At 64.0% G+C, this 24,054-nt stretch carries 21 protein-coding genes; 14 read left to right on the top strand and 7 right to left on the bottom strand.

Annotation, left to right across the window (positions count from 1 at the left end; genetic code table 11):
* Positions 1–108: 108 nt before the first annotated feature.
* Entirely contained in the window at positions 109–1,308 is a 1,200-nt protein-coding gene (locus P0D80_RS12915) for an acetyl-CoA C-acyltransferase (protein WP_408178320.1), read from the top strand.
* A gap of 142 nt (positions 1,309–1,450) precedes the next feature.
* On the top strand, positions 1,451–2,221 hold the full coding sequence (locus tag P0D80_RS12920; protein WP_408284252.1) for an enoyl-CoA hydratase: 771 nt from the start codon (positions 1,451–1,453) through the stop codon (positions 2,219–2,221).
* 51 nt (positions 2,222–2,272) lie between these two features.
* Here the strand turns inward: P0D80_RS12920 and fdhD are convergent, their stop codons facing one another.
* Positions 2,273–3,112, bottom strand: coding sequence for a formate dehydrogenase accessory sulfurtransferase FdhD (gene fdhD / locus P0D80_RS12925; protein WP_132376061.1), 840 nt, complete (start codon positions 3,110–3,112; stop codon positions 2,273–2,275).
* A gap of 149 nt (positions 3,113–3,261) precedes the next feature.
* Here fdhD and P0D80_RS12930 point away from each other — a divergent pair, with 149 nt between their 5' ends.
* Both P0D80_RS12930 and P0D80_RS12935 read left to right on the top strand, forming a co-directional pair.
* Complete coding sequence (locus tag P0D80_RS12930) at positions 3,262–3,738, top strand: nitrate reductase associated protein (RefSeq protein WP_132376060.1); 477 nt, start codon at positions 3,262–3,264, stop codon at positions 3,736–3,738.
* A gap of 186 nt (positions 3,739–3,924) precedes the next feature.
* Entirely contained in the window at positions 3,925–7,035 is a 3,111-nt protein-coding gene (locus P0D80_RS12935) for a sensor domain-containing protein (protein WP_342960135.1), read from the top strand.
* An 18-nt stretch (positions 7,036–7,053) separates the two neighbouring features.
* On the opposite strand, the gene P0D80_RS12940 is transcribed toward P0D80_RS12935, so the two are convergent.
* Positions 7,054–7,668 carry a glutathione S-transferase gene (locus tag P0D80_RS12940; protein WP_408178323.1) on the bottom strand — a complete coding sequence of 205 codons (615 nt, stop codon included), beginning with the start codon at positions 7,666–7,668 and terminating at the stop codon, positions 7,054–7,056.
* A gap of 158 nt (positions 7,669–7,826) precedes the next feature.
* On the opposite strand from P0D80_RS12940, the gene P0D80_RS12945 reads away from it, so the two are divergent.
* Both P0D80_RS12945 and P0D80_RS12950 read left to right on the top strand, forming a co-directional pair.
* A complete protein-coding gene (locus P0D80_RS12945; protein ID WP_408284257.1) occupies positions 7,827–8,759 on the top strand; it encodes a LysR substrate-binding domain-containing protein in 933 nt (310 codons plus the stop codon).
* A gap of 195 nt (positions 8,760–8,954) precedes the next feature.
* Positions 8,955–9,290, top strand: coding sequence for a DUF4148 domain-containing protein (locus P0D80_RS12950; protein ID WP_408178325.1), 336 nt, complete (start codon positions 8,955–8,957; stop codon positions 9,288–9,290).
* 62 nt (positions 9,291–9,352) lie between these two features.
* Here P0D80_RS12950 and P0D80_RS12955 read toward each other — a convergent pair whose 3' ends face one another.
* Positions 9,353–9,748 carry an acyl-CoA thioesterase gene (locus P0D80_RS12955; protein WP_132376056.1) on the bottom strand — a complete coding sequence of 132 codons (396 nt, stop codon included), beginning with the start codon at positions 9,746–9,748 and terminating at the stop codon, positions 9,353–9,355.
* A gap of 285 nt (positions 9,749–10,033) precedes the next feature.
* On the opposite strand from P0D80_RS12955, the gene P0D80_RS12960 reads away from it, so the two are divergent.
* The gene (locus P0D80_RS12960; protein ID WP_408284261.1) at positions 10,034–11,923 is read left to right on the top strand and encodes an ABCB family ABC transporter ATP-binding protein/permease; all 1,890 of its coding nucleotides are present in this window, start codon (positions 10,034–10,036) and stop codon (positions 11,921–11,923) included.
* Positions 11,924–12,000: 77 nt separating this feature from the next.
* Here the strand turns inward: P0D80_RS12960 and murU are convergent, their stop codons facing one another.
* Positions 12,001–12,714: an N-acetylmuramate alpha-1-phosphate uridylyltransferase MurU gene (gene murU / locus P0D80_RS12965; protein ID WP_408178327.1), complete on the bottom strand. Its 714-nt coding sequence runs from the start codon at positions 12,712–12,714 to the stop codon at positions 12,001–12,003.
* Between the two features lie 3 nt (positions 12,715–12,717).
* Positions 12,718–13,809, bottom strand: a complete 1,092-nt coding sequence (locus tag P0D80_RS12970; protein ID WP_408284267.1) for an aminoglycoside phosphotransferase family protein — start codon at positions 13,807–13,809, stop codon at positions 12,718–12,720.
* Between the two features lie 222 nt (positions 13,810–14,031).
* Here P0D80_RS12970 and P0D80_RS12975 point away from each other — a divergent pair, with 222 nt between their 5' ends.
* From P0D80_RS12975 to rsmA, 4 genes are all read left to right on the top strand, one after another.
* Positions 14,032–16,398: an LPS-assembly protein LptD gene (locus P0D80_RS12975; RefSeq protein WP_132376052.1), complete on the top strand. Its 2,367-nt coding sequence runs from the start codon at positions 14,032–14,034 to the stop codon at positions 16,396–16,398.
* Positions 16,399–16,477: 79 nt separating this feature from the next.
* Positions 16,478–17,839 (top strand): peptidylprolyl isomerase, encoded by a 1,362-nt coding sequence (locus P0D80_RS12980; RefSeq protein ID WP_132376051.1) that lies wholly within the window; start codon positions 16,478–16,480, stop codon positions 17,837–17,839.
* 5 nt (positions 17,840–17,844) lie between these two features.
* Positions 17,845–18,855, top strand: coding sequence for a 4-hydroxythreonine-4-phosphate dehydrogenase PdxA (pdxA, locus tag P0D80_RS12985; protein WP_408178329.1), 1,011 nt, complete (start codon positions 17,845–17,847; stop codon positions 18,853–18,855).
* Positions 18,856–19,001: 146 nt separating this feature from the next.
* Positions 19,002–19,832, top strand: coding sequence for a 16S rRNA (adenine(1518)-N(6)/adenine(1519)-N(6))-dimethyltransferase RsmA (rsmA, locus tag P0D80_RS12990; RefSeq protein ID WP_408178330.1), 831 nt, complete (start codon positions 19,002–19,004; stop codon positions 19,830–19,832).
* 33 nt (positions 19,833–19,865) lie between these two features.
* Here the strand turns inward: rsmA and P0D80_RS12995 are convergent, their stop codons facing one another.
* Positions 19,866–20,801 (bottom strand): DMT family transporter, encoded by a 936-nt coding sequence (locus P0D80_RS12995; protein ID WP_408178331.1) that lies wholly within the window; start codon positions 20,799–20,801, stop codon positions 19,866–19,868.
* A 254-nt stretch (positions 20,802–21,055) separates the two neighbouring features.
* Between P0D80_RS12995 and P0D80_RS13000 the strand changes: the two genes are divergently transcribed.
* The 3 genes from P0D80_RS13000 to P0D80_RS13010 all read left to right on the top strand — a co-directional run bounded on the left by P0D80_RS13000 (position 21,056) and on the right by P0D80_RS13010 (position 23,076).
* Positions 21,056–22,177, top strand: a complete 1,122-nt coding sequence (locus P0D80_RS13000; RefSeq protein WP_132376047.1) for a porin — start codon at positions 21,056–21,058, stop codon at positions 22,175–22,177.
* Between the two features lie 87 nt (positions 22,178–22,264).
* Positions 22,265–22,651 (top strand): lactoylglutathione lyase, encoded by a 387-nt coding sequence (gloA, locus tag P0D80_RS13005; RefSeq protein WP_132376046.1) that lies wholly within the window; start codon positions 22,265–22,267, stop codon positions 22,649–22,651.
* A gap of 26 nt (positions 22,652–22,677) precedes the next feature.
* Entirely contained in the window at positions 22,678–23,076 is a 399-nt protein-coding gene (locus P0D80_RS13010; RefSeq protein WP_132376045.1) for a hypothetical protein, read from the top strand.
* A gap of 68 nt (positions 23,077–23,144) precedes the next feature.
* Here the strand turns inward: P0D80_RS13010 and P0D80_RS13015 are convergent, their stop codons facing one another.
* Positions 23,145–24,047, bottom strand: a complete 903-nt coding sequence (locus P0D80_RS13015; protein ID WP_132376044.1) for a M48 family metallopeptidase — start codon at positions 24,045–24,047, stop codon at positions 23,145–23,147.
* Between the last annotated feature and the right edge of the window lie 7 nt (positions 24,048–24,054).

Raw genomic sequence — 24,054 nt, forward strand, 5'->3', positions numbered from 1 at the left:
TGGGACCAGAGTAAGCGCCAAAGCGCTAACTCTGGTCGACCGCGATGAGACTGCATGGGACCAGAGTAAGCGCTAAAGCGCTAACTCTGGTCGACAAAGGAGCTTCAAATGGCAAAGCAATTGCAAGACGCATACATCGTCGCCGCGAGCCGTACGCCGATCGGCAAGGCGCCGCGCGGGATGTTCAAGAACACGCGCCCGGACGAACTGCTGGTGCACGCGATCAAGTCAGCCGTGGCGCAAGTGCCCGGCCTCGACACGAAGGTGATCGAAGACGCGATCATCGGCTGCGCGATTCCGGAAGCGGAACAAGGGCTGAACGTCGCGCGCATGGGCGCGCTGCTGGCCGGTCTGCCGAATAGCGTCGGCGGCGTGACGGTGAACCGCTTCTGCGCATCGGGCCTGACCGCGCTCGCCATGGCCGCCGACCGCATCCGCGTCGGCGAGTCGGACGCAATGATCGCGGGCGGCTGCGAATCGATGAGCATGGTGCCGATGATGGGCAACAAGCCGTCCATGTCGCCGCATATCTTCGATCGCAATGAAGACATTGGCATTGCCTACGGCATGGGCCTGACAGCGGAGAAAGTCGCCGAGCGCTGGAAGATCAGCCGCGAGGCGCAAGACGCGTTCTCGGTCGAATCGCACCGCCGTGCGATCGCCGCGCAGCAAGCCGGCGAGTTCAACGACGAAATCGCCGCCTACACGATCACCGAGCGCTTCCCGGATCTCGCCACCGGCGAAGTCGGCGTGAAGACCCGCGAAGTGTCGCTCGACGAAGGTCCGCGCGCGGAAACCTCGCTCGAAGGTCTGGCCAAGCTGCGCGCGGTGTTCGCCAACAAGGGTTCGGTGACGGCGGGCAACAGTTCGCAGACGTCGGACGGCGCGGGCGCGTTGATCGTGGTGTCGGAAAAAATGCTGAAGGAATTCAACCTGACGCCGCTCGCGCGTTTCGTCAGCTTCGCCGTGCGCGGCGTGCCGCCGGAAATTATGGGCATCGGTCCGAAGGAAGCGATTCCGGCCGCACTGAAGGCCGCCGGCCTGAAGATCGACGACCTGGACTGGATCGAGCTGAACGAGGCATTCGCCGCGCAATCGCTGGCGGTGATTCAGGACCTCGGTCTCGATCCGGCGAAGATCAACCCGCTCGGCGGCGCGATCGCCCTCGGCCATCCGCTGGGTGCGACGGGCGCGATTCGTGCGTCGACCGTGGTGCATGGCTTGCGCCGCCGTAACTACAAGTACGGCATGGTGACCATGTGCGTCGGCACGGGCATGGGCGCGGCGGGCATCATCGAGCGCCTGTAAGCATGTCCACCCCGGCGTTCACTCCGGTGGTCGCTTCGGTTCCAGAGGGAAGCCCAAGGGCGACCCGCTAAGAACCGCGGAACGGTTCGCAGGCCACCCAGCTTGCGAACCGTTTTTACATTTTCAGCAGGAGTACGAGGAGATGACGATGGATATCCTGGTCGAGCGCGCCAACGGCGTGCTGACGATTGCCTTCAACCGGCCCGACAGGAAAAACGCGATTACGGCCGCGATGTACCAGACGATGGCCGACGCGCTGGTCGAAGCGCAAGGCGACGCGTCCGTGCGCGCCATCCTGATTCGCGGCAGCGCGGGTATTTTCAGCGCCGGCAACGATCTCGAAGACTTCATGAAGACGCCGCCGATGGGCGAAAACGCGCCGGTGTTCCAGTTCCTGCGCGCGATCAGCTCGGCGGAGCAGCCGGTGGTGGCGTCGGTGGCGGGGCCGGCGGTCGGCATCGGCACGACCTTGTTGCTGCATTGCGACCTGGTCTACGCGGCCGACACCGCGAGCTTCTCGCTGCCGTTCACGCAACTCGGCCTCTGTCCGGAAGCGGCGTCGAGCCTGCTGTTGCAGCGCGTGGCCGGCTACCAGGCGGCGGCGGAGAAACTGCTGCTCGGCGAAGCATTCGACGCCGCCGAAGCGCAGCGCATGGGTTTCGTGAATCGCCTGCTGCCCGCGGCCGAAGTCGACGCGTTCGCTGCTTCGCAAGTCGCGAAGCTGGCTGCGTTGCCGGCTTCGTCGCTGCGCGTGACCAAGAGCTTGATGAAGCGCGCGAGCCATCAGGAACTGCAAACACAGATGTCCGAAGAAGCCGTGCATTTCGGCAAGATGCTGCTCGCGCCCGAAGCACGCGAGGCGTTCAAGGCGTTCTTCGAGAAGCGCAAGCCGGACTTCCGGCAATTCGACTGAGTGCCGTGCCTGAGCGCGTCGGGCGCTCAGGTATGCAGCCGCTTCAACCGCTCAAGGCTGCGCCGGCTGCAACGTATCGTAGTCGACGTAGCTTTTCTCGCGGCAGAAGCTCACCAGCCGCACGCCCGCCTTGCGGGCAATCGCAATCGCCAGCGACGACGGCGCCGAGATCGTGGCGACCATCGGCACGTCGACGCGCGCGGCCTTGCGCACCAGCTCGTAGCTGGCGCGGCTCGACAGAAACACAAAGCCTTCCCTGGTATCGACGCGATCGAGCACGAGCTGGCCGATCAGCTTATCGAGCGCATTGTGGCGGCCGACGTCTTCGAACGCATAGCGGATCGCGCCCGCCGCGTCGCACCACGCGGCGGCGTGCAGGCCGCCGGTCAGCCGCGTCAGCGCCTGATGCTCGGGTAATTCGCGGGCGGCGCGCGCGATCGCGTCCGGCGCGAGCCGTTGCAGAAAACCGGTGTCCGGCACACGCTCCGGTTCCAGATCCAGCAGATCGATGCTTTCGATGCCGCACACGCCACAGCCGGTGCGCCCGGCGAGCGCGCGGCGCTTTTCCTTCAGCGCGACGAACGCCTGCTGCACCACCTGTAACTGCACTTCGGCATGCGGCAATTCGCCGTCATCATGCAGCTCGACCTCGATGTCCTGAATGTCGCTGCCGCGCCCCACGATCCCTTCCGAAATCGCGAATCCGACCGCGAACGCCTCCAGATCGCGCGGCGTGCACATCATCACCGCGTGCGAAATGCCGTTGAAGACGAGCGCGACCGGCCACTCCTGACCGACGTGGTCGGTGACGGTTTCGACCGCCGCGCCGCGATGCCGGCGCACCTGGCGCTCCACGGCGCCCGGCTGCCCGGCTGTTTCCAGTTCGTTCAAGCTAGTTCACTCCTTTGCCATGCTGCGCGCGTGTGGGCGGTCGGCGGCCCGGTATGTTGCCGCCGGCCATGCCGCCGTCGCGCGAATAAGGTTCTAAAATACCCCAAGCTGGGCTTGCGTGTTGCCCGCCATCCACGAGGGACATTGTCATGGGACTCAACGAAGCACCGCTTCTGTTCAACTTCGAGGTCGAGTCTTCGGAGAATTTCACCTACATCCCGATGTCGGTACGCTTCAATCTCGACCGGTTCGGGCTGCGCATCTCGCTCGATCAATGGCAAACGCTGCCGCTCGAAGACCGCAAGCTGCTGGCGCGTTTCCCGGTCGAGGAAGACGCGGAAATCGAGCCGAATTTCGATCATGCCCTGTTCGAAATGCTGCGTACCCACGCGAACATCGAGCCGGAGTGGTTCACGCCCGAGGACGCGCCCGCCTGGCGCCGCACGGACAGCGTGCCGGATGGCATCGCGCATCAGGCGCAACTGGCCGGTCTCGCCGCGCCGGGCGTCGCCCAGTGGGCCGAACTGGAGCCGTTCAAGCGCTACGTGCTCGCCAAGCTGTCGCGCAAGCCGGAGGCCAATCACGACTTCGTCCCGGCCATGAAGGAATTCGGCGCGGCCGGCTAGGCGCCGCCGGCTAGGTGCGGCCGGCTAGGCGCGACCCGCCAGTTTTTTTCACTCGCTACCCTCAATCTGTTCCGAACTCTGCCGTTATCCATGGGTTGGCGCGTAAAGAGTCTCGTATCGATGCGGCCCGACGCATCGAAAGCGACCGCGCGCTCCCGCCCGCAGAACGATTGACGTTCGGAACCCATGACTCCTTTTTTATCGAAGCGGCTGCTGATCAACCTGGCGGTCGTTGCCGCGGCGATCGGCGCGAACGCGTTCGTCGCTTATACGCAGATTTGCGGCCAACGCGACGCTGACGCGCGCATGCTGCGTTCGACGAGCGTGCGCGAGGATCTCGACGCCTACCGGGCGGTGCTTGACGGCGGCCTTGCCGCGCTCGGCCGCTTCGAGGCGTCGGGCGAGGCGGCGCCGGCTGGCGCAGCCACCGCCATGGCGACCACGCTCGCGGGTCTGGAGCGCGATCTGCGCCGTGAACTGGCCGGCGAGCCCGCCATGCTCGACGCACTCGCGAAGCTGAGCGCGGACAGCCACGCGTTGCAACACGACATCGACGACGCGCTACTCCAGAGCGGCAATGCCGTGCCGGACGCCTCGCGTGCGTGGGCGGCCTCGACTTACACCCATCTCGGGCTCGGCCTGGATCGCGTCGAAGACGGCCTCGCGGCACTGCGCGGCGCGGAGAGCCGCGCCTTGCAGGCGTCGCTCGCGGCCTCGGCGAGCGAAACGCAGCGGGCCATGTTCCTGCTGATCGTGACCATGCTGGGTGGCAGCGTGCTGCTGATCTTCACGTTCGGCGCCCGCGAAAACAGCGCGCGCGAGAAGCTGCGCACCGTGCGCGCGCTCGGCCGCCACGACGAACGCTTTCGCGGCCTGTTCGACGACCATCCGGTGCCGATGTACATCTTCGATCGCGAGACGCTGCGTTTTCTCGCCGTCAACGCGGCCGCGATCCAGCAATACGGCTACACCGAAAGCGAATTTCTCGGCATGACGATTCGCACGATCCGGCCGAACGGCGAAATCTCGCGTCTCGAATCGCATATGCAGCGCAGCGACGCGGGCCAGCACGGCCGCACCATGGCGGGCATCTGGCATCACCGGCGCAAGGACGGCTCGACGATCAGCGCCGACATTTCGTATCACGCGCTGAACTTCATGGGCCGCGCCGCGTTCTTCGTGCTGGCCGACGACGTCACCGACCAGATCAACGCCGAAGCCGAAGCGCACCGTTCGAACCAGATGCTCGAAGCGGTGATCGACAATATTCCGCAGCGCATTTTCTGGAAGGACATGGAGTCGCGCTATCTCGGCTGCAACATGGCGTTCGCGCGCGATGCAGGGCTCGCATATCCCGAGCAGGTGGTGGGCAAGAGCGACGCCGACATGCCGTGGCGCGACTTCTCGACGCTGCTGAACGACCACGACAAGGAAGTGGTGAGCACCGGCGTGCCGAAGATGAACTTCGAAGTCGATCTGGTGATCGACGGCGTGCATCGCACCACGGTCACGAGCAAGCTGCCGTTCACCGACGGCGACGGCCGCGTGATCGGCGTGCTCGGTTCCTACACGGACATCACCGAGCGTAAGCGTGCCGATCTTGCCTTGCGTCTGCAAAGCCGCGCGCTCGATGCCAGCGTCAACGCGATTCTGATCACCGCGCCGTCGCCGACCGGCAATCTGATCGAGTACGTGAATCCGGCGTTCATGCGCATTACCGGCTATGACCCCGCCGAGGTGATCGGCCACGATTGCCGCGTTCTGCAGCGCGACGACCGCGAGCAGGAAGGCGTCGCGCTGATCCGTCAGGCGCTCGCGGCGAACCGCGAAGTCAGCGCGGTGGTGCGCAACTATCGCAAGGACGGCGCCTTGTTCTGGAATCAGCTTTTCATCGCGCCGGTGCCGAATCAGGAGGGGGTGATCACGCATCACATCGGCGTGATCAACGACGTGACCGATCTGATGCGTTATCAGGAACAGCTCGAATACCAGGCCAACTACGATAGCCTCACGCGCCTGCCGAACCGCAATTTGCTGCGCGACCGCTTGCAGCATGCGTTGATCGTCGCGCAACGGCATCACAAGGGCGTCGCAGTCGTGTTCATCGATCTGGACGGCTTCAAGAACGTCAACGACAGCCTCGGCCACAGTGTCGGCGATCGTCTGCTGAGCGTGGTCGCCGAGCGTCTCGCGCGCTGCACGCGTACCAGCGACACGGTGGCTCGGCACGGCGGCGACGAGTTCGTGATCGTGATGACCGACACCGTCGACGAACAGTCGCTGATCGCGTGGATGGAGCGCGTGCGCGCGTCGATCTCCGAGCCGGTGTGGCTCGACGGCACCGAGCTGTATGTCGGCTGCAGTATGGGCGCGAGCCTGTTCCCGCAAGACGGCGAGGACGCCGAAACGCTGATGAAGAAGGCCGACCTCGCGATGTATCGCGCGAAGGACATGGGCCGCAACACGTTCCAGTTCTATCAGCCGGAGATGAACGCGAGCGCGGGCGCGCGCCTGAATCTCGAGCGGCGTTTGCGCCGTGCTTTGCGCGACAACGAATTCCTGTTGCACTACCAGCCGCAAGTGGATATCGAGAGCGGACAGATCGTCGGCACCGAGGCGCTGGTGCGCTGGCGCGATCCGGAAGTCGGGCTGGTGCCGCCGTCGTCGTTCATTCCGGTCGCGGAAGAAAGCGGGCTGATCGGGCCGCTCTCGGAGTGGGTGCTGCGCGAGGCGTGCCGCCAGAACAAGGCCTGGCAGGACGAGGGTTTGCCGCCGGCGCGGGTCTCGGTGAATCTGTCAGCGCGGGTGTTCCAGCAACGCGATATCGCCAAGCTGGTCATGCAGGTGCTGGCCGAGACCGGCCTCGAGCCGCAGTACCTCGAACTCGAATTGACCGAAAGCACCATCATGCGCAATGCCGAAGAAGCGGTGTCGATGCTCAACGAACTGCATGCGCTCGGCATCGGCCTCGCCATCGACGACTTCGGCACCGGCTATTCGAGCCTCAGCTATCTGAAGCGCTTCCCGGTGGATCGGCTGAAGATCGACCGCTCGTTCGTCTCCGACATCGGCGTGTCGGGCGACGACGAGACGATCACCTCGGCGATCATCGCGCTCGCGCATTCGCTGAAGTTGCAGGTGATCGCCGAAGGCGTGGAGACGTCCGCGCAACTCGACTTCCTGAAAGAGCGCGCGTGCGACGAGATGCAAGGGTTCTACTTCGCGAAGCCGTTGTCGACGGACGCGATTTCCGAGTTGCTGCAAGGCGGCGTGGGGCGCGAGTTGGCGACGGTTTGAGCGCTCGCGCCGCGGCGCTTACTCTGCCGGTGTGTCCAGGAAAACCGGCAGACCTTCCGCCAGTTCGGAGAACGACTGCAGGAAGGGATGCTCCGTCTTGCTGACCATCCCCGGCAGCATCATCTGCGTGAAGTGCCAGGCGACCGCCACGGTGACGTCGGCCGCATCAAACTGCTCCGCCTCGATCGGCAGCGCCGCGGCCGCGAACTCGCGTTCGAGTTCGGCGTAAGCGGCGAACAACTGCGTGCTCACGCGATCCACCCACGGCTCATGCTGCTTCTCCGCCGGCCGCAGATTGCGTTCGTAGACGATCTGCACACTCTTCTCGCACGCGGCGAGCGCGAGGCCCGTGAGGCGGGCGGCGCGCAAGGCGGCGTCGGGCCGCGTCGGCAACAGCCGCTGGTTCGGCCCGGCGAGCGTGGCGAGGTACTGGAGAATCACCGTCGAGTCCATCACGGTCTGGCCGTTGTCGGCGATCAGCGTGGGCGCCTTGACGACAGGGTTGATTCTCGCGAACTGGTCGTAGGTGCTGAACACCGAGATCGACTCGTGCTCGAAGTCGAGCTTCAGCAATTTGAGGCAGATAGCGACCCGGCGTACGTACGGCGAATCCAGCATTCCGATCAGTTTCATCTCATTCCCGTTAGAACATCTATCATGGCACGCCCGAGCCCGCTGTTGCCGTGGTTCCCCTGCCTACATGGGGCCGGACGCATCGAACCGATAGATTAAGCATCTCCGCACTGCAAAAAAAGCGACAATTAACGACGATTTAGGTCAGAATTTCTTACATGAAGCCGATCCCGCCCTTGACCGCACTGCGTTGCTTCGAGGCCGTCGCTCGCCTGGGCGGCGTCACGCAGGCCGCGCGCGAGTTGCATGTCACGCACTCGGCGGTGAGCCAGCAGATCAAGGTGCTGGAAGATTCGATGGGCGTCGCGCTCTTCATGCGTGAGGCGCGCGGGCTGCGGCTGACCGAGGAAGGACGGCTCTACGCGCTCGACATCCGCATGGCGCTGCGCGACATCACCCATGCGACACGCCGTGCACAGGCGCGCCCACATGAAAGCGAACTGGTGATCACCACCTTGCCTTCGTTCGCTCAGCATTGGCTCGTGCCGCGCCTCGCCAGTTTTCGCGACGCGCATCCGTACTACCGGATCCGCTTGCAGACGAGCTTGCAGGTCGAAGATTTTCGCCAGGGCGCGAGCGACATCGGCATCCGCATGGGACAGGGGCATTGGCCCGACGTCGCGCAACAGAAGTTGTTCGACGACGAGATGGTGGTGGTCGCCGCTCCGCATTTCGCACTGGCGCCGCATGGCCGCTTGCCCGTCACCGCCGAGGACGTGCTGGCCTGTCCGCTGCTGTCGAGTCCCGATACGCCGTGGCATGACTGGTGTCAGGCAGCTCAGGTGACGGAGCCGGCCGAGGGAGCCGTGGTGCTGTCGGCGAACGACTCGAATATCGTGATCGGCGCCGTGCTGCAAGGCCAGGGCGTCGCGCTCGAAAGGCGCAGCCTGGTCGCTTATGCGCTGGCGCGTGGCGAGCTGGTGCAAATCACCGATATCCGCGTGCCGTACCGTTATCCCTACTGGCTGGTCTGGCAGCAACGCGAAATGCTCAATGCCTCGCAGGCGCATTTCGCGCAGTGGATCGAAGGGCAGGTCGACGCTTATCTGCGCAGCAACGGCGCGCCTGCGGTCTCGAATCGTGCGGGTTAGCCTGGAATCGTGCGCGTAATCGATTTGCGCGGGCGTTTCGGTCGGCTATATTCGTGATTCCCAACTCAGACTGCGCTGGGAACCACGAAGCACCGATTCACGCGGCGTTGCGCCCGATTTTCGCTGCTCGCACCAGGTCATGGGCGTTTCGCCGTCGACTATCCGCCAATCCGACTGATCCGACTGGAGAGAACAATGACGTCGTCACCTGCAAAGAAACTGTCTGTGTTGCTGGCATCGGTTGTACTGAGCGTGGCTTGCGCCGCGCCGGCGTTCGCGCAAAGCGGCGGCGGTGGCGGTCCGGCGGGCAGCGATTCCGACGCGGCCATTCCGTCGGCCGCATCGAAGGCGGCTCCGAGCACCAAGGCTCAGCGCAAGGCCGCACGCAAGGAGGCGCGGGCGAAGAAAAACGCCGAGTTGAAACAGCTGGAGAGCAACGGCTATCAGCCGTCGCGCAACGATCCGAATTATCCGAACGACATTCAGAACGCGCAGAAGAAGGCGGGGATTGGCGCGGCGGCGAGCCAGTGACCTTATACCAAGCCTGAAGAAACCGAGGCGCCGCGGCGCCTCGTTTTTTTACCGCGACCCGCTCAATCCAGCAGCGGCAACGCGCGCGGGCGCCGGTCGCTATCGGTGGCGACATAGGTCAGCGTGGCTTCGGTGACCTTCACGAGATCTTCGGTGAGGCTCATGCGCTGCGCGTAGACCTCGACCGCCACCGTGACTGACGTATTGCCCGTCTTGACGATGTCCGCGTAAAAGCTCAGTAGATCGCCCACGAACACCGGCTGCTTGAACACGAACGAATTGACCGCGATGGTCGCCACCCGCCCGTTGGCGCGGCGGCTTGCCGGAATCGAGCCGGCAATGTCCACTTGCGCCATGATCCAGCCGCCGAACACGTCGCCGTGGACGTTCGCGTCCGAGGGCTGCGGCACCACGCGCAGCGCGCAGTGCTTTTGCGGGAGTTGAAGAATATCGGTCATCGGGGCACCCTTGAGAAACGTGTTGGCTCGGTCGGCTCGACCGGCAGGCGGGGCATTTCACGACAACGGTACGGCACGCACCGCGCGGCCAACGTGCCACCCACGGCGGGCCAACCCATGAAAAGCGGCGCCAGCCGGCTTCTGCGACAATAGAAAGATCAGGAATTGTACGGGAAAGCGCCCAGCGAGGTCGCGCGACAACAAGCAGTGTGCCTCGCCGGGCATGCCGCGGTCGCCGCGTCGCTGCGAACTCCGGCATCTCCACACTCTCCCCAGCCGATCTCCATGCGCCGCACGCCCTCGTCCGAACCCTCGCCGATCTCCACCCAGCCGCGCAACGACTGGCAGACGATCCTGTCGCTGCTGCCGTATCTCGCCACGTATAAATGGCGGGTCGGTTTCGCGCTGAGCTGCCTGATCGGCGCGAAGGTCGCCAATCTCGGCGTGCCGATCGTGATGAAGCGGATCGTCGACAGCCTCGCCTCGGTGCAGCATCTCACCGCGCTCGGCCGTGCTCACGATTCGCCGGCCATCGTGTTACTGGGCGGCGTCGGCCTGCTGGTGGTCGCGTATGCGGTGGTGCGGCTGTCCACGTCGCTGTTCACCGAACTGCGCGAGATTCTGTTTTCGAAGGTGACCGAAAGCGCGGTGCGCCAACTCGCGCTGAAAGTGTTCCGCCATCTGCATGCGCTGTCGTTGCGCTTTCACCTCGAACGGCAGACGGGCGGCATGTCGCGCGACATCGAGCGCGGCACGCGCGGCATCACGCAGTTGATCTCGTACTCGCTTTACAGCATTCTGCCGACGCTCGTCGAAGTCGGGCTCGTGCTCGGCTTTTTCGTCGTCAAGTACGAGGCGTATTACGCGGTGGTCACGTTCATTGCGCTCGCCGTGTACATCGTGTTCACGGTGAAGGTCACGGAGTGGCGCACGCATTTTCGCCGCACCATGAACGATCTCGATTCGAAGGCGAATTCACGCGCGATCGATTCGCTGCTGAACTACGAGACAGTCAAATACTTCGGCAACGAAGAGTGGGAAGCGAGCCGTTACGACGAAAACCTCAAGCGCTATCGCACGGCGGCGATCAAGTCGCAGCGCTCGCTGTCGGCGCTGAACTTCGGGCAGCAGGCGATTATCGGCACGGGGCTCGTGTTCATTCTGTGGCGCGCCACGCAAGGCGTGATGGCCGGGCGTCTCACGCTCGGCGATCTGGTGCTGATCAACACTTTCATGCTGCAGCTTTATATTCCGCTGAATTTTCTCGGCGTGGTGTATCGCGAGTTGAAGCAAAGCCTCACCGACATGGACCGCATGTTCACGCTGCTCGGCGCCGCGCGGGAAGTGCCCGACCTGGAGGGTGCGCCCGCGCTGCGCGTGAACGGCGCGCAGGTGCGCTTCGAGCGCGTGAACTTCGCGTACGAACCGGCGCGCCAGATTCTGCACGACGTGAGCTTCACGATTCCGGCGGGCACCACCACCGCAGTGGTCGGCCATAGCGGTTCGGGCAAATCGACCCTCGCGCGGCTGATGTTCCGCTTCTACGATCTTGACCGCGCGATGGGCGGCGCGATCACCATCGACGGTCAGGATATTCGTGACGTCACGCAGGATTCGTTGCGCGCGTCGATCGGCATCGTGCCGCAGGATACGGTGCTGTTCAACGATTCGATCTACTACAACATCGCCTACGGCCGTCCCTCGGCAACGCGCGAGGAAGTGATTGCGGCGGCGCGCGCGGCGCATATTCACGAGTTCATCGAAGGCTTGCCGAAGGGCTATGAAACGCCGGTCGGCGAACGTGGCCTGAAGTTGTCCGGCGGCGAAAAGCAACGCGTGGCGATTGCGCGGACCATCCTCAAGAATCCGCCGATCCTGCTATTCGACGAAGCGACCTCCGCGCTCGATTCACGTTCCGAGCGCGCGATTCAGCATGAGCTCGATCAGATCGCCCGCGAGCGCACGACGCTGATCATCGCGCACCGGCTTTCGACGGTGGTGCACGCGCAGCAGATCATCGTGATGGACAACGGGCGGATCATCGAGCGCGGCACGCATGCGGAACTGCTGCGCGCGAACGGCCTGTTCGCGCAGATGTGGGCCTTGCAGCAGCAGCGCGCGGCCGAGGCGCCGGAGGCGGTGGAAGCAGTGGGTGCGGGAGAGGGTGGGCAATAAAACTTGTGCGGTGGTTTTTTGCGTTGTCGTTCGGCAATGCAGCGTGATGCGAAATTCCGGCGCCGAACGCGTCGCGCTCAACGCGTGCGCAAACGCTGATCGAGCTCGCCCAACTGCGCCGGCGTGCCGACGTTCTCCCACAAGCCCTCATACAACTCGCCGCTCGCGAGACCGCGTCCGATCGTGTCGCGGTAATACGGCGTGAGCGCGCGCCGCGTGCCGCGCGGCAGATCGCGGAACATGCGCGTGTCGTATAGCCCGATGTTGCCGAACGTGAACCGTGGTCGGGCGTCGAGCGAGAGCGCGCCGTCAACCAGACCGAAGTCGCCATTCGGATGAAACGCCGGGTTCGGCACCATCACCAGATGCATGCCCGGCTCGCGCAAGGCCCGCAATCTTTCGGCGTGCACATTCAGCGTGGCGTAATCGAAGTCGGCATACACGTCGCCGCTGACCGCGACGAACACTTCGCTCGCGCCGTCATCCTCCAGCAGCGGCAACGCCTGCACGATGCCGCCCGCGGTCTCCAGCGCCTCGTTCTCGGCCGAGTAGCGCAACTGGACTTGCCAGCGCGAGCCGTCGCCAAGCGTGGCTTCGATCTGCTCGCCGAGCCACGCGTGGTTGATCACAATGGTTCGAAAGCCCGCAAGCGCGAGCCGCTCGATCTGCCACACGATCAGCGGCTTGCCGCCCACGTCGAGTAAAGGCTTGGGGCATGTGTCGGTCAACGGACGCATGCGCTCGCCGCGGCCCGCGGCGAAAATCATCGCTTTCTTCAGGGACATCGTCATCGGTCAGAAGGTGTAGCCGACTTCGTTCGCGCGGCCCTCGAGATCGTCGAGGAGCTTCGCGAACGGACGCAGCGGTGCATAGCGCTCGGCAACCTTGCGCGCATAGCCGATGAAACGCGGCAGATCCTTCATGTAGTGCGGTTTGCCGTCGCGATAGTTGATCCGGCAAAAGAGCCCCAGCACCTTGATGTGCCGTTGCAGACCCATCCATTCGATCTGGCGATAGAACTCGCCGAAATCAGGATCGACCGGCAGGCCGGCTTTTTTCGCCCGCTCCCAGTAGTACACGAAGCAATCCAGCTCGAACTCTTCGTCCCAGCTCAGGAACGCATCGCGCAACAGCGAGGCGACGTCGTAGGTGATCGGACCGTACACCGCGTCCTGGAAGTCCAGCACGCCCGGGTTCACCGGGTTCGGCTCGGCGGCGATCATCAGATTGCGTGGCATGAAGTCCCGCAGCATGAACACCTGCGGCTGCGCGCGGGCGCTCGCGATCAGCAGCGCGAACGTGCGATCGAGCACGCCGCGTACCTTTTCGTCCGCTTTTTCGTCCGTCCCGCGGCCCAGATGCCGGCTGAGGAACCACTCCGGCATCAACTCCATCTCGCGGCGCAGGAAGGCTTCGTCGAACGGCGGCAGCACGTCTTCGCGCGAGGTGAGTTGCCAGCGGATCAGCGCGTCGAGCGCGTCGCGCATCAGCGCACGGGCGCGGCGCGGGTCGTCCGCGTTTTGCGCTTCGGTCAGCGCGCCGAGGTACGAAGCCGTGCCCAGATCGGTGACGAGCATGAAGCCGGCCTCGAAATCGACCTCCAGCACGCGCGGCACGTGCACGTCGGCGGCCGCGAGCAACTGCGCGACCTGCACGAATTCGCGGCACTTTTCGGGCGGCGGGGCATCGACGGCGATCAGCGTGCCGCTGCTTTCGCCTTCCGCCGCCTTACCGGCCAAGCGGAAATAGCGGCGAAAACTGGCGTCGGACGAAGCCGGGACAAGTGTGTCGAGCTCGAGCGCATAGCGCGCCACGTGGCCTTTCAGCCAGGCTTTGAGCAGTTCGAGACGGGTATCGGTGGAGTCTTGGGATGGGGGCAGCGTCATGAAAACCGGCGGCAAATTCAGAGGGGCAACGTCTTGCCATATAATACCCCACGACTTTTTTGACGCGGCTCACGCCAGCTTTCGCGTATTCCGCTTTACCGCCCGCCTCATCGTTCGACAGATTGTAAATATTGATGTGCAGCCGACTGTCACGGTCGGGGTGTGCAGGCGGTGGACCGTGACTGCAGATGCTGACGGACGAGCCGATTCGCCAAACGATACATGCCGCCTAGACAGCTTTCCCAAACGACTCCCTCTTGTGCTGTTGTGCCGCGCAAAAGGCGGCTCGTCGCGGCGTTGATCGCCGTTCCGGGCCTGATGCCCGCGCTTGCGCACGCCCAGTTGGTGGGGGAAGCCGCGCAGCCGCAACCTATCGACGCGCCCTGGGGCATGCAGCTTGCCCCGCAGCTGGAAGAACGTCCGTTGCAGCAGGGCCAGAAACCGGCCACGTTCGTGCTCGGCGACACGACCACCGGCACCACTGACCAGGACATGGCCGCGAAGGGCTCGGCCGAGGTGCGGCGCAATACGGTCGTGATCAAGGCCGACGCGCTGCATTACGACCAGGATACGGATATGGCCGACGCGTACGGCCAGGTCCACGTAGTCAACAACGGCAATTCGTTCGTCGGCCCGGAAGCGCACATGCGCGTGGATTCGAGCGAAGGCTTCATGACCGCGCCGAAGTACCACTTCAACGTGACGGGCGGCTCGGGCAGCGCGGAGCGCGTCGACCTGCTCGACAACGAGCGCTCGGTCTTCACGAAGGGCACCTACACGGCCTGCGCGTGCGCGGACGATCCGGCCTGGTACATCAAGGGCAGCGAGTTCGATTTCGACACCGGCGCGGACGAAGGTGTCGCCTACAACGGCGTGCTGTTCTTCCAGGGCGTGCCGGTGTTCGCCTCGCCCTGGCTGTCGTTCCCGCTCTCGGGCGAGCGGCGCAGCGGGATTCTGCCGCCCACGTTCTCGCTGAGTTCGTCGAACGGCTTCGAACTGTCGGTGCCGTATTACTTCAACATCGCGCCGAATCGCGATCTGACGCTCACGCCGCGTCTGATCTCGAAGCGCGGTGTGCAGACGCAGGCGTCCTTCCGTTACCTGTCGCCCACGTATTCCGGCTCGATCACCGGCGAGTTCCTGCCGGACGACCACCTGACCAAGACCAACCGCTACGCGCTGTACATCCAGCACAACCAGAACTTCGGCAACGGGTTCGGCGGCTACATCTACTACAACAAGGTTTCGGACAACACGTATCCGGAAGATTTGTCGTCGTCGGTCAATCAGTTCATGAACGGCACCCAGCTCCTGTATCAACAGGAAGCCGGGTTGACCTACAACAATGGCCCGTGGTCGGTGCTCGCGCGCGAGCAGCACTGGCAGACGCTGACGCCGTCGGTCGCGCCGTACGGCCGCGAGCCGCAGTTGAACGTGAAGTACGCGAAGTACAACGTCGGCGGCTTCGACTTCGGGGCGGAAGCCGACTACACGAATTTCCGCATCACTACCGCGGACATGACCGAAGGTCAGCGGGTGATGTTCAACCCGTACATTTCGTATTCGGTAGTCGGGCCGGGTTACTTCGTCACGCCGAAGGTGCAGTGGCACTTTGCGTCGTACAACCTGCGCAATATCGGCGACGACGTGCCGGTCGGCACGCCGAAGAATTTCACCGAATCGATCCCGACGCTGTCGTTCGACACGGGCCTGATCTTCGACCGTTCGGTGCGGATCTTCGGCGAGGATTACATCCAGACGCTCGAGCCGCGCCTGTACTACGTGTACACGCCGTTCCGCAATCAGGAATCCGCGCCGCTGTTCGACACCGCCGACTCCGACTTCGGGCTGGCGGAAATCTTCACGCCGAACACCTTCGTCGGCAACGACCGGATCGCCGACGCGAACCGTCTGACGGCTGCTCTCACCACGCGCTTCATCAACGCGGCAACGGGCGACGAACGGGCGCGATTCGTGATCGCGCAGCAGTATTACTTCCAGGACCAGCGCGTCACGCTGCAGCCTACCCAGACCAGCGCGCAGGCCACGCATTCGGACCTGATCGCCGGGGCGTCGTTCAAGCTCGGCGCCGGTTTCGCTTCGGAAACGGCGTTCCAATATAATGCCGACAACAACCAGTTGGTGAAGACGAGCGTCGGCTTCGGGTTCAGTCCGGCCACCGGCAAGGTGATCAACGTCGCGTACCGCTACACGCGCGCGAACACCACGCTGGACAACCAGCCGATCAATCAGGTGCTGATTTCGGGCCAGTGGCCGCTCACGCACCGGGTGTACGGCGTGGGCCGGTTCAATTACGACCTGGGCGGCCACCGGATCGTCGACGGTCTGGTCGGCCTGCAGTACGACGCCGACTGCTGGACGCTCGGGGCCGGGATCCAGCGCTACGCGAACGGTCTGAACACCTCGGGGCAGAATCAGTCGAGCACGCGGTTCCTCGCGCAGTTGACGTTCAAGGGCTTGTCGAGCGTCGACAACGGGCTGATGACCGCATTCCGCGCCAGCGTGGCGGGCTATACGCCGTTGCCGCCGCCGCCGCCGCCGGAGTCGCGGTTCACCAACTACGAATGACGCATCGTTTGACGAATGGCGCATCATTTATAAAGTGCGAAAAGACGGGCCAAGCGCGCCCGACATCATTGGAGTATCTGTGGCAATCATGAAAAAGCTTCGCTTGGCAACGCTTGCGGCCGGTATTGCCGCCGCGGCGTCTTTCCTGTCGGTTGCGCCGGTGCAGGCGCAGGCGCTGGGCGGCAGTAGCGGCCAGACGGTCGACACCATTGCCGCAGTGGTCAACAACGGTGTCATCACGCGGCGCGAGCTCGACGAACGCATGAGCCTGATCACCCGCCGCCTGAACCAGCAGAACGCGCCGGTCCCGCCGATGGACCAGTTGCGCCAGCAGGTGCTCAACCAGATGGTGCTGGAACGCATCCAGTTGCAAAAGGCCAAGGAAGACGGCATCAACATCGACGACGCCACCGTGCAAAAAACGCTCGAACGGCTTGCCGCGGCGAACAACCTGTCGCTCGACGTGTATCGCTCGCGCATCGAGGCGCAAGGCGTGCCCTGGAGCACGTTCACCAGCGACGCGCGTACCGAACTGACGCTCTCGCGTCTGCGCGAGAAGGAAGTGGACAGCAAGGTCACGGTGTCGGACGCCGAAGTCGCGAACTACATCGCCAGTCAGCGTGGCCCGAACGCCGGCCTGACGAGCGATCTGCATCTGCAGCACATTTTCATCAAGGCGCCGCTGAACGCGTCGGAGACGGATATCGAAGCGGCGCAGCAGAAGGCGCAGGCATTGCTCGCCGAAGCCAAGGGCGGCGCCAACTTCGAAAAACTGGCGAAGTCCAATTCGCAGGCGCCGGATGCATCGAAAGGCGGCGATACCGGTTTCGCTTCACCGTCCAAGCTGCCGCCTGAATTCGTCAAGGCCGCTTCGACAATGCGTCCAGGCGAAGTCAATCCGGATCTGATCCGCACCAACGACGGCTTCGAAATCGTGCGTCTGGTCGATCGCCGCGCGGGTCAGGGCGCCAGCTCGGATGCGCCGAAGCTCGTGCAAACGCACGTGCGTCACATTCTGCTGCGCGTCGGCGACGGCATGTCGGAACCGCAAGCGCGTCAGAAGCTGCTCGAAATCAAGAGCGAAATCGCTTCGGGCGGCGACTTCTCGAAATTCGCGCACACTTACTCGCAAGACGGTTCGTCGTCGCAAGGCGGTGACCTCGGCTGGATCAGCCCGGGCGAGACGGTGCCGGAATTCGAGCGCGCCATGAACAGCCTGCAGGACGGCCAGATCAGCGACCCGGTTCGCAGCGAGTACGGCTACCACCTGATTCAGGTGCTGGGCCGCCGCGAATCCGAAGGTTCGGTCTCGCAGCAGATGGATCTGGCGCGCCAGGCCATCGGTCAGCGCAAGGCGGAACAGGCTTACGCCGACTGGTTGCGCGAACTGCGCGATACTGCGTACGTGGAAGTGAAGCCCACTCAGTCGAGCATGCAATAACTGTCATGACAAGCGCCGCCCAGTCCGCCCGCCCACCGTTGCAGATCGCGATCACGACCGGCGAGCCCGCCGGCGTGGGCCCCGAATTGACGGCGCAGGCACTGGCGGGCGCGGCGGCGCATTGGCCCCACGCGCAGTTCACCGTGTTGGGCGACGCGGACCTGCTCGCCGAACGCGCGCGTGCCGTGGGTGTCGATTGGAGCGCACTGGTGGCGGATGGCAAGCGCGTGCGCTTGCAACACCGGCCGCTCGAGGCGCCTGCCGTCGCGGGCAAGCTCAACGCGGCCAACGGCCGCTACGTGCTCGATCTGCTCGACAGCGCGATCGATGGAGCGCTAGCCGGCACGTTCGACGCGATCGTCACCGCGCCGCTGCAAAAGAGCACCATCAACGATGCCGGCGTGCCCTTCACCGGCCACACCGAATATCTGGCCGAGCGCACGCACACGCCGCGCGTGGTGATGATGCTGGCCGGCACCGGCAAGCGTCCGTTGCGCGTCGCACTGGCGACCACGCATCTGCCGCTCAAGGATGTCTCCGCCGCGCTTTCGATCGAAGGCATTGTCGAGACGCTGCGCATCATCGATCACGATTTGCGGCACCACTTCGGTTTGCCTGCGCCGCGCATCCTCGTGACAGGGCTGAACCCGCACGCGGGCGAAAACGGTTATCTGGGCCGCGAGGAAATCGAGGTCATCACGCCGGCGCTGAACCTCGCGGACGCTCAAGGCATCGACGCGCGCGGTCCGTATCCGGCCGACACGCTGTTCCAGCCGCGCTATCTGGATGAGGCCGACTGCGTGCTGGCCATGTTCCACGACCAAGGCCTGCCGGTGTTGAAGTACGCCACGTTCGGCGAAGGCATCAATGTCACGCTCGGTTTGCCGATCATCCGCACCTCGGTCGATCACGGCACCGCGCTCGATCTGGCCGGCACGGGCCGCGCCGACGCGGGCAGTCTGATCGCCGCGATCGAGACGGCGGTGTCGATGGCGCAGCACCGCCGCGCGGGCTGATTCGGCGCTGTCGCGCGGCCTGTGCGCGGCGTCTCGCTGGTATCCTGCCGCTAGCTATGTATGCGGCATGGCGAGCGCGTCGAGCAAGCGCGCGCCGCTCAGCAGGTTCCTTTTCTTAAGCAGTTCTCTTTCTTAGCGTTTCTTCGATGTCCACCAGCAGACAGCAACAGGGCCGGCACCAGGGTCATATCGCGCGCAAGCGTTTCGGTCAGAATTTTCTGGTCGACATGGGCGTGATCGATTCGATCGTCGATGTCATCCGGCCGCAACGCGGCGAGCGTATGGTCGAGATCGGGCCGGGCCTCGGCGCGCTCACCGAACCGCTGATCGAGCGTCTGGCGACGCCGGAAGCGCCCTTGCACGCCGTCGAACTGGATCGCGATCTGATCGGCCGTCTGAAGACAAAATTCGGCGGCCTGCTCGAACTGCATGCGGGCGACGCGCTCGCGTTCGACTTCGGCTCGCTGGCCGCACCCGGCGACAAGGCGTCGCTGCGCATTGTCGGCAATCTGCCGTACAACATTTCGAGCCCGCTGCTGTTTCATCTGACGTCGTTCGCGCATCGCGTGATCGATCAGCACTTTATGTTGCAGAACGAAGTGGTCGAGCGGATGGTGGCGGAGCCGGGCACCAAGGCGTTCAGCCGTCTTTCGGTGATGCTGCAATATCGCTATGTGATCGACAAGCAACTCGACGTGCCGCCCGACGCGTTCAACCCGCCGCCGAAAGTCGATTCGGCGATCGTGCGGATGATCCCATACGAGCGGCATGAACTGGCGCCGGTGGACGAGCGCGTGCTCGGCGAAGTGGTGACGGCCGCGTTCTCGCAGCGTCGCAAGATGTTGCGCAACACGCTCGCTGCGTATCGCGATTCGGTGGATTTCGAGGCGCTCGGCTTCGACCTGCAACGTCGCGCCGAAGATGTGCCGGTGGCAGAGTACGTGCGCGTGGCGCAGATCGTGGCGGCCAAAGCCTAAGTCTTGGGGCTTGGGCTTTGACGGGCCGAGGCTCTAGATCGTCACCCGCTTCGCCGGTGCGTTGACCAGCGCAATGCCGGTCAACACCAGCACCGCGGCCATCAGAAAGCGCAGGCTGAACGATTCGCCGAGCAGCAGCACGCCGAAGGTCACGCCGAACAGCGGCGTGAGGAACGAGAACACCGACAGGCGCGACGCGATATAGCGCGTCAGCAGCCAGAACCACACCAGATAGCTGACGAACGCCACGATCACCGCCTGATACGCGAGGCTCACCACGGCCAGCGGCGTGACGGTGGCCACATGCGCCTGGCCGAGACCGAGCGCAAGCGCGAGGAGTACCACGGCCGAGACCGTCAGTTGATAGAACAACGTCTTGCTGGCGCTCGATTGAGCGAGGCGCGTGGCGCGCACCACCACGGTGGTCGCGGCCCACGCGACGCCGGCCAACACACCGAGCGCGTCGCCCACAACACCCGTGAGCACCGAACCGCGCGCGGCGTGGCCGTGCAGGAAGCCGTCCGCGAAGGCGAGCGACATACCCGCGAACGCCACGACGATACCGAGCCACTGAATCCGCCGCATGCGCTCGCCATCGACGAACCAGTGCAGCCCGAGCGCCGTGAAGCACGGCGCGGTGTACAGAAAGACCGCCATGCGCGACGCGCTGGTTAGCGTCAGGCCGAGAAAAATGCACACGAACTCGCCCGCGAACAGCACGCCCGCGAGCAGGCCGGCGCCCAGGGTGCCGTCGTCGCGAAAGAGCGGCGTGCCGCGTGAGCGCGCCCAGCCCCATACCAGTACCGCCGCAATCGCCGAACGCACGCCCGCCTGAAAGACCGGCGGCAGCGTCGCGTTGGTGCTCTTGATCGCGACTTGCTGGAGACCCCAGATCGCGCACAGGCCGATCATCAACAGGATGGCGAAGCTATCCGGGGTGCGGCGTGCGGGCAGGGCGGAGGTGCTCATGGGGTGGGTCGAGTCGGGAACAGCCCGTACGATATCAAACCTGCCCGAGCCGCCCGCCGATGACCCCACCGCCTACGCGTGCTTCTTACGGGCCGAAAGCAAGCCGGCAAGCGTTTTTGCTGACTTAACAACACCTGCTTCAGACTAATTTCGCACGGGTGCCGTTTCGCGATAAGGTTCAGCCACAAACGTTTCGTCAGGACATTCAAGGCACAAACTATCCGCGCGATGCGGAGCCTGTACGAGGAGAAGGCATGAAGAACGTAGGCAGGTGGGCAGCGGCCGCGGTGCCCGCGGCATTGGCGTCGTTGGGGTGTCAGATGGCGCACGCGCAATCCAGCGTGACGCTGTACGGCGTGGTCGACGAAAGCGTGCGCTATCTGACTCACGTCAACAAGGCGGGCGATTCGTCGATCGGACTCGGCACCGGCGGCATGACGCAAAGCCGCTGGGGGCTGAAGGGCGTCGAGGATCTCGGCGGCGGCTGGTCTACCTTCTTCAAACTCGAAAACCGCATCTATATCAACACCGGGCAAAGCGATCCCACGCTGCCGTTCTTCAATGAAGCGCAGGTCGGCGTGCGTTCGGATTCGTACGGCCAGATCATTCTCGGCCGTCAATACAACGTCGTGATCGAAGGCGTCACGGTGGCTGGCTACGGCAGCAATTCCTGGATCCCGTACGACTTCAGTTTTCAACCTGAAATCACAATGACGGGCGGCATCTGGACCAGCAACCAGGTGCAATATCAGGCGAGATACAACGGCTTCACGTTCGCGGCCGGCTACGCGTTCGGTGGCAACGCGGGCAATTCCTATGGCAGTCAGATCGGCGCGGCCGCGGCTTATAAGCCGGTAGGCGGTCCGTTCAGCGTCGGCGGCGCGTACGAAGTGTCGAAAGATTCGGTCAACGGCGCGGCCGCGAAGACATGGACGTTCGGCGGCTCGTATACGTGGAACCTCACGCGCTTTTCCGCCGGCTACATCGTCAATCAGAACGACCCGGGCTTTTCGAATTTCGCCAACGGGCCGTTCACCGCGCCCGTGCTGGCGGCGCTCAAGTACACGGACTTTGCGCGGCGCCGCATGATCATGGGCGGCATCACGCAACAGGTCAGCAACAAGTGGCATTTCGCCGCGAACGTCTGGCGCACGCTGCAGGACGGCAAAACCGCCGCGCAGGACGGCTCCGCGTGGCAGTACCAACTGGTCGCCGACTACAACCTGTCCCGCCGCACGGACGTCTATCTGGAAGGCGATTATTCGCTGTACCGCGGCGACCTGATCGGCGCGCAACTGCAGGGGGTCAACAGCGTCGGGCTCGCGCAGAAGGGCTCGCAGATCGGCTTGATGGCAGGCGTGCGGCATCAATTCTGAGTACTGATTCACAGAGGGCACTCTCTGCAGCGTCGCGGGATTCCGGGTACATTGACGGTCTCGTTACCACGCAACAGGGAGTGCATAATGCGCCTTCTTCACACTATGCTCCGGGTCGGCGACCTGGACCGTTCGATCGCCTTCTACACCGAACTGCTCGGCATGAAACTGCTGCGCCGCGATGATTATCCGGACGGCAAATTCACGCTGGCATTCGTCGGTTACGAAGATGAACGCAATGGCACCGTGCTCGAACTCACCCACAACTGGGACACGCCCACCTACGACCTCGGCACCGGCTTCGGCCACCTCGCCGTGGAAGTGGAAGATGCATACGCCGCATGTGACAAAATCAAGGCACAAGGCGGTACGGTCGTGCGCGAAGCCGGCCCGATGAAACACGGCACGACCGTGATCGCTTTCGTCACGGACCCGGACGGCTACAAGATCGAGTTCATCCAGAAGAAGAAATAAGGCAGGCGGCAGGGCGAGATCAAACAATGAATAACATCAATCCCTACTTCAAAGAACTCGACGAGATCCACGTCGAAATCGAAGCCCTGTTCGACGGTTCCGCGGACGAAGGCGCGCTGCAGCGAATCATGGCGCGCTTCGCACCGCAATTCACGCTGGTCATGACGTCGGGCATCGCACTGGATCATGCCGGCCTGCGCGAGATTTTCTCGAAGCTGCACGGCGCGCGTCCGGGCTCGCAAATCGCGATCCGCGACAAGGAGATCGTCGCTGAGTACCCGTCAGGCGCGGTGGTGAAATATCGCGAGTATCAGCGCGACAACGCCGGCAACGCGAACGTGCGGCGCTCCACGGCGGTGATGGATCTCGACGCACATGGCAAGGTGACGTGGCGTCATCTGCAGGAAACCTTCTGCTCGGAATGAGCGGCAGTGCGTGACAAACCGGCGCTTCAGACTGAAGCGCCGGTTTCATTCAAAGCGCGAGGAAGGCCTCAAAGCGTCGGCAGCAATTCCGGCGGATGCGACTTCAACGTCTGGCGCGCTTCGCGGAATTCCGGAAAGATCGATTCGACTGTTTGCCAGAAGCGTGGGCTGTGATTCATTTCACGCAGGTGCGCGAGCTCGTGCGCGACCACGTAATCGATGATGGAAAGCGGGAAGTGAATCAACCGCCAGTTCAGGCGAATCTTGCCGTCACTCGAACAACTGCCCCAACGCGTCGCCGCTGACGAGAGCGCGTATGCGCGATAGTTCACGCCCAGTTTCTCCGCGTAAATCGCGAGGCGCTCGCCGAACAAGCGCTTCGCTTCACCCTGCAGCCAGCCTTGCACGCGATCCTTGATCTGCTGCGGATCCGCCTGCAAGGGCAGCGGCACTTGCAACGCCGCATCTTCCGCGCTGAACGCGAGCGTACCTTGCGGCGCGCCGAGTTTCACGCGCACGGGCTGACCGAGATACGGCACCTCGGCGCCGTCTTTCCAGTCGACCTTCGGCAACGCGCGCTGCTCGACACGCGTCTGCCACTCGATCAGCTTCGTGAAAATCCAGCGCTGCTTTTCGGTGATCGCGGTTTCGATATCGGCGAGCGTGACCCAGCGCGGCGCGGTGATCGTCAGACCGGTACTGTCGATCGCAAAGCCGATCGAGCGGCGCGCCGAACGCTTGAGCGCGTAATGGAGCGTGCGTGAGCCGATCGCGAGGCTGCGCAACTTGCTGCCATCCGGCGCAAGCGGCACGGCTGGCTGCTGGCCGCCTGGCGAACTCTGCGAAGCACCAGGCGTTGGTGCGGAAGGTGAAGGGGACGACGACGTCGACCCCGGCTCGGCGAAGAGCGGGAGATCGAGTTGCCGGTTATCGAGCGCCGCAGCGGGCTGTGGCGTGGGAGACTTCTGCATCGGATTC

Source organism: Paraburkholderia sp. RL17-373-BIF-A, from assembly GCF_046030175.1.
Taxonomy (GTDB): Bacteria; Pseudomonadota; Gammaproteobacteria; order Burkholderiales; family Burkholderiaceae; genus Paraburkholderia.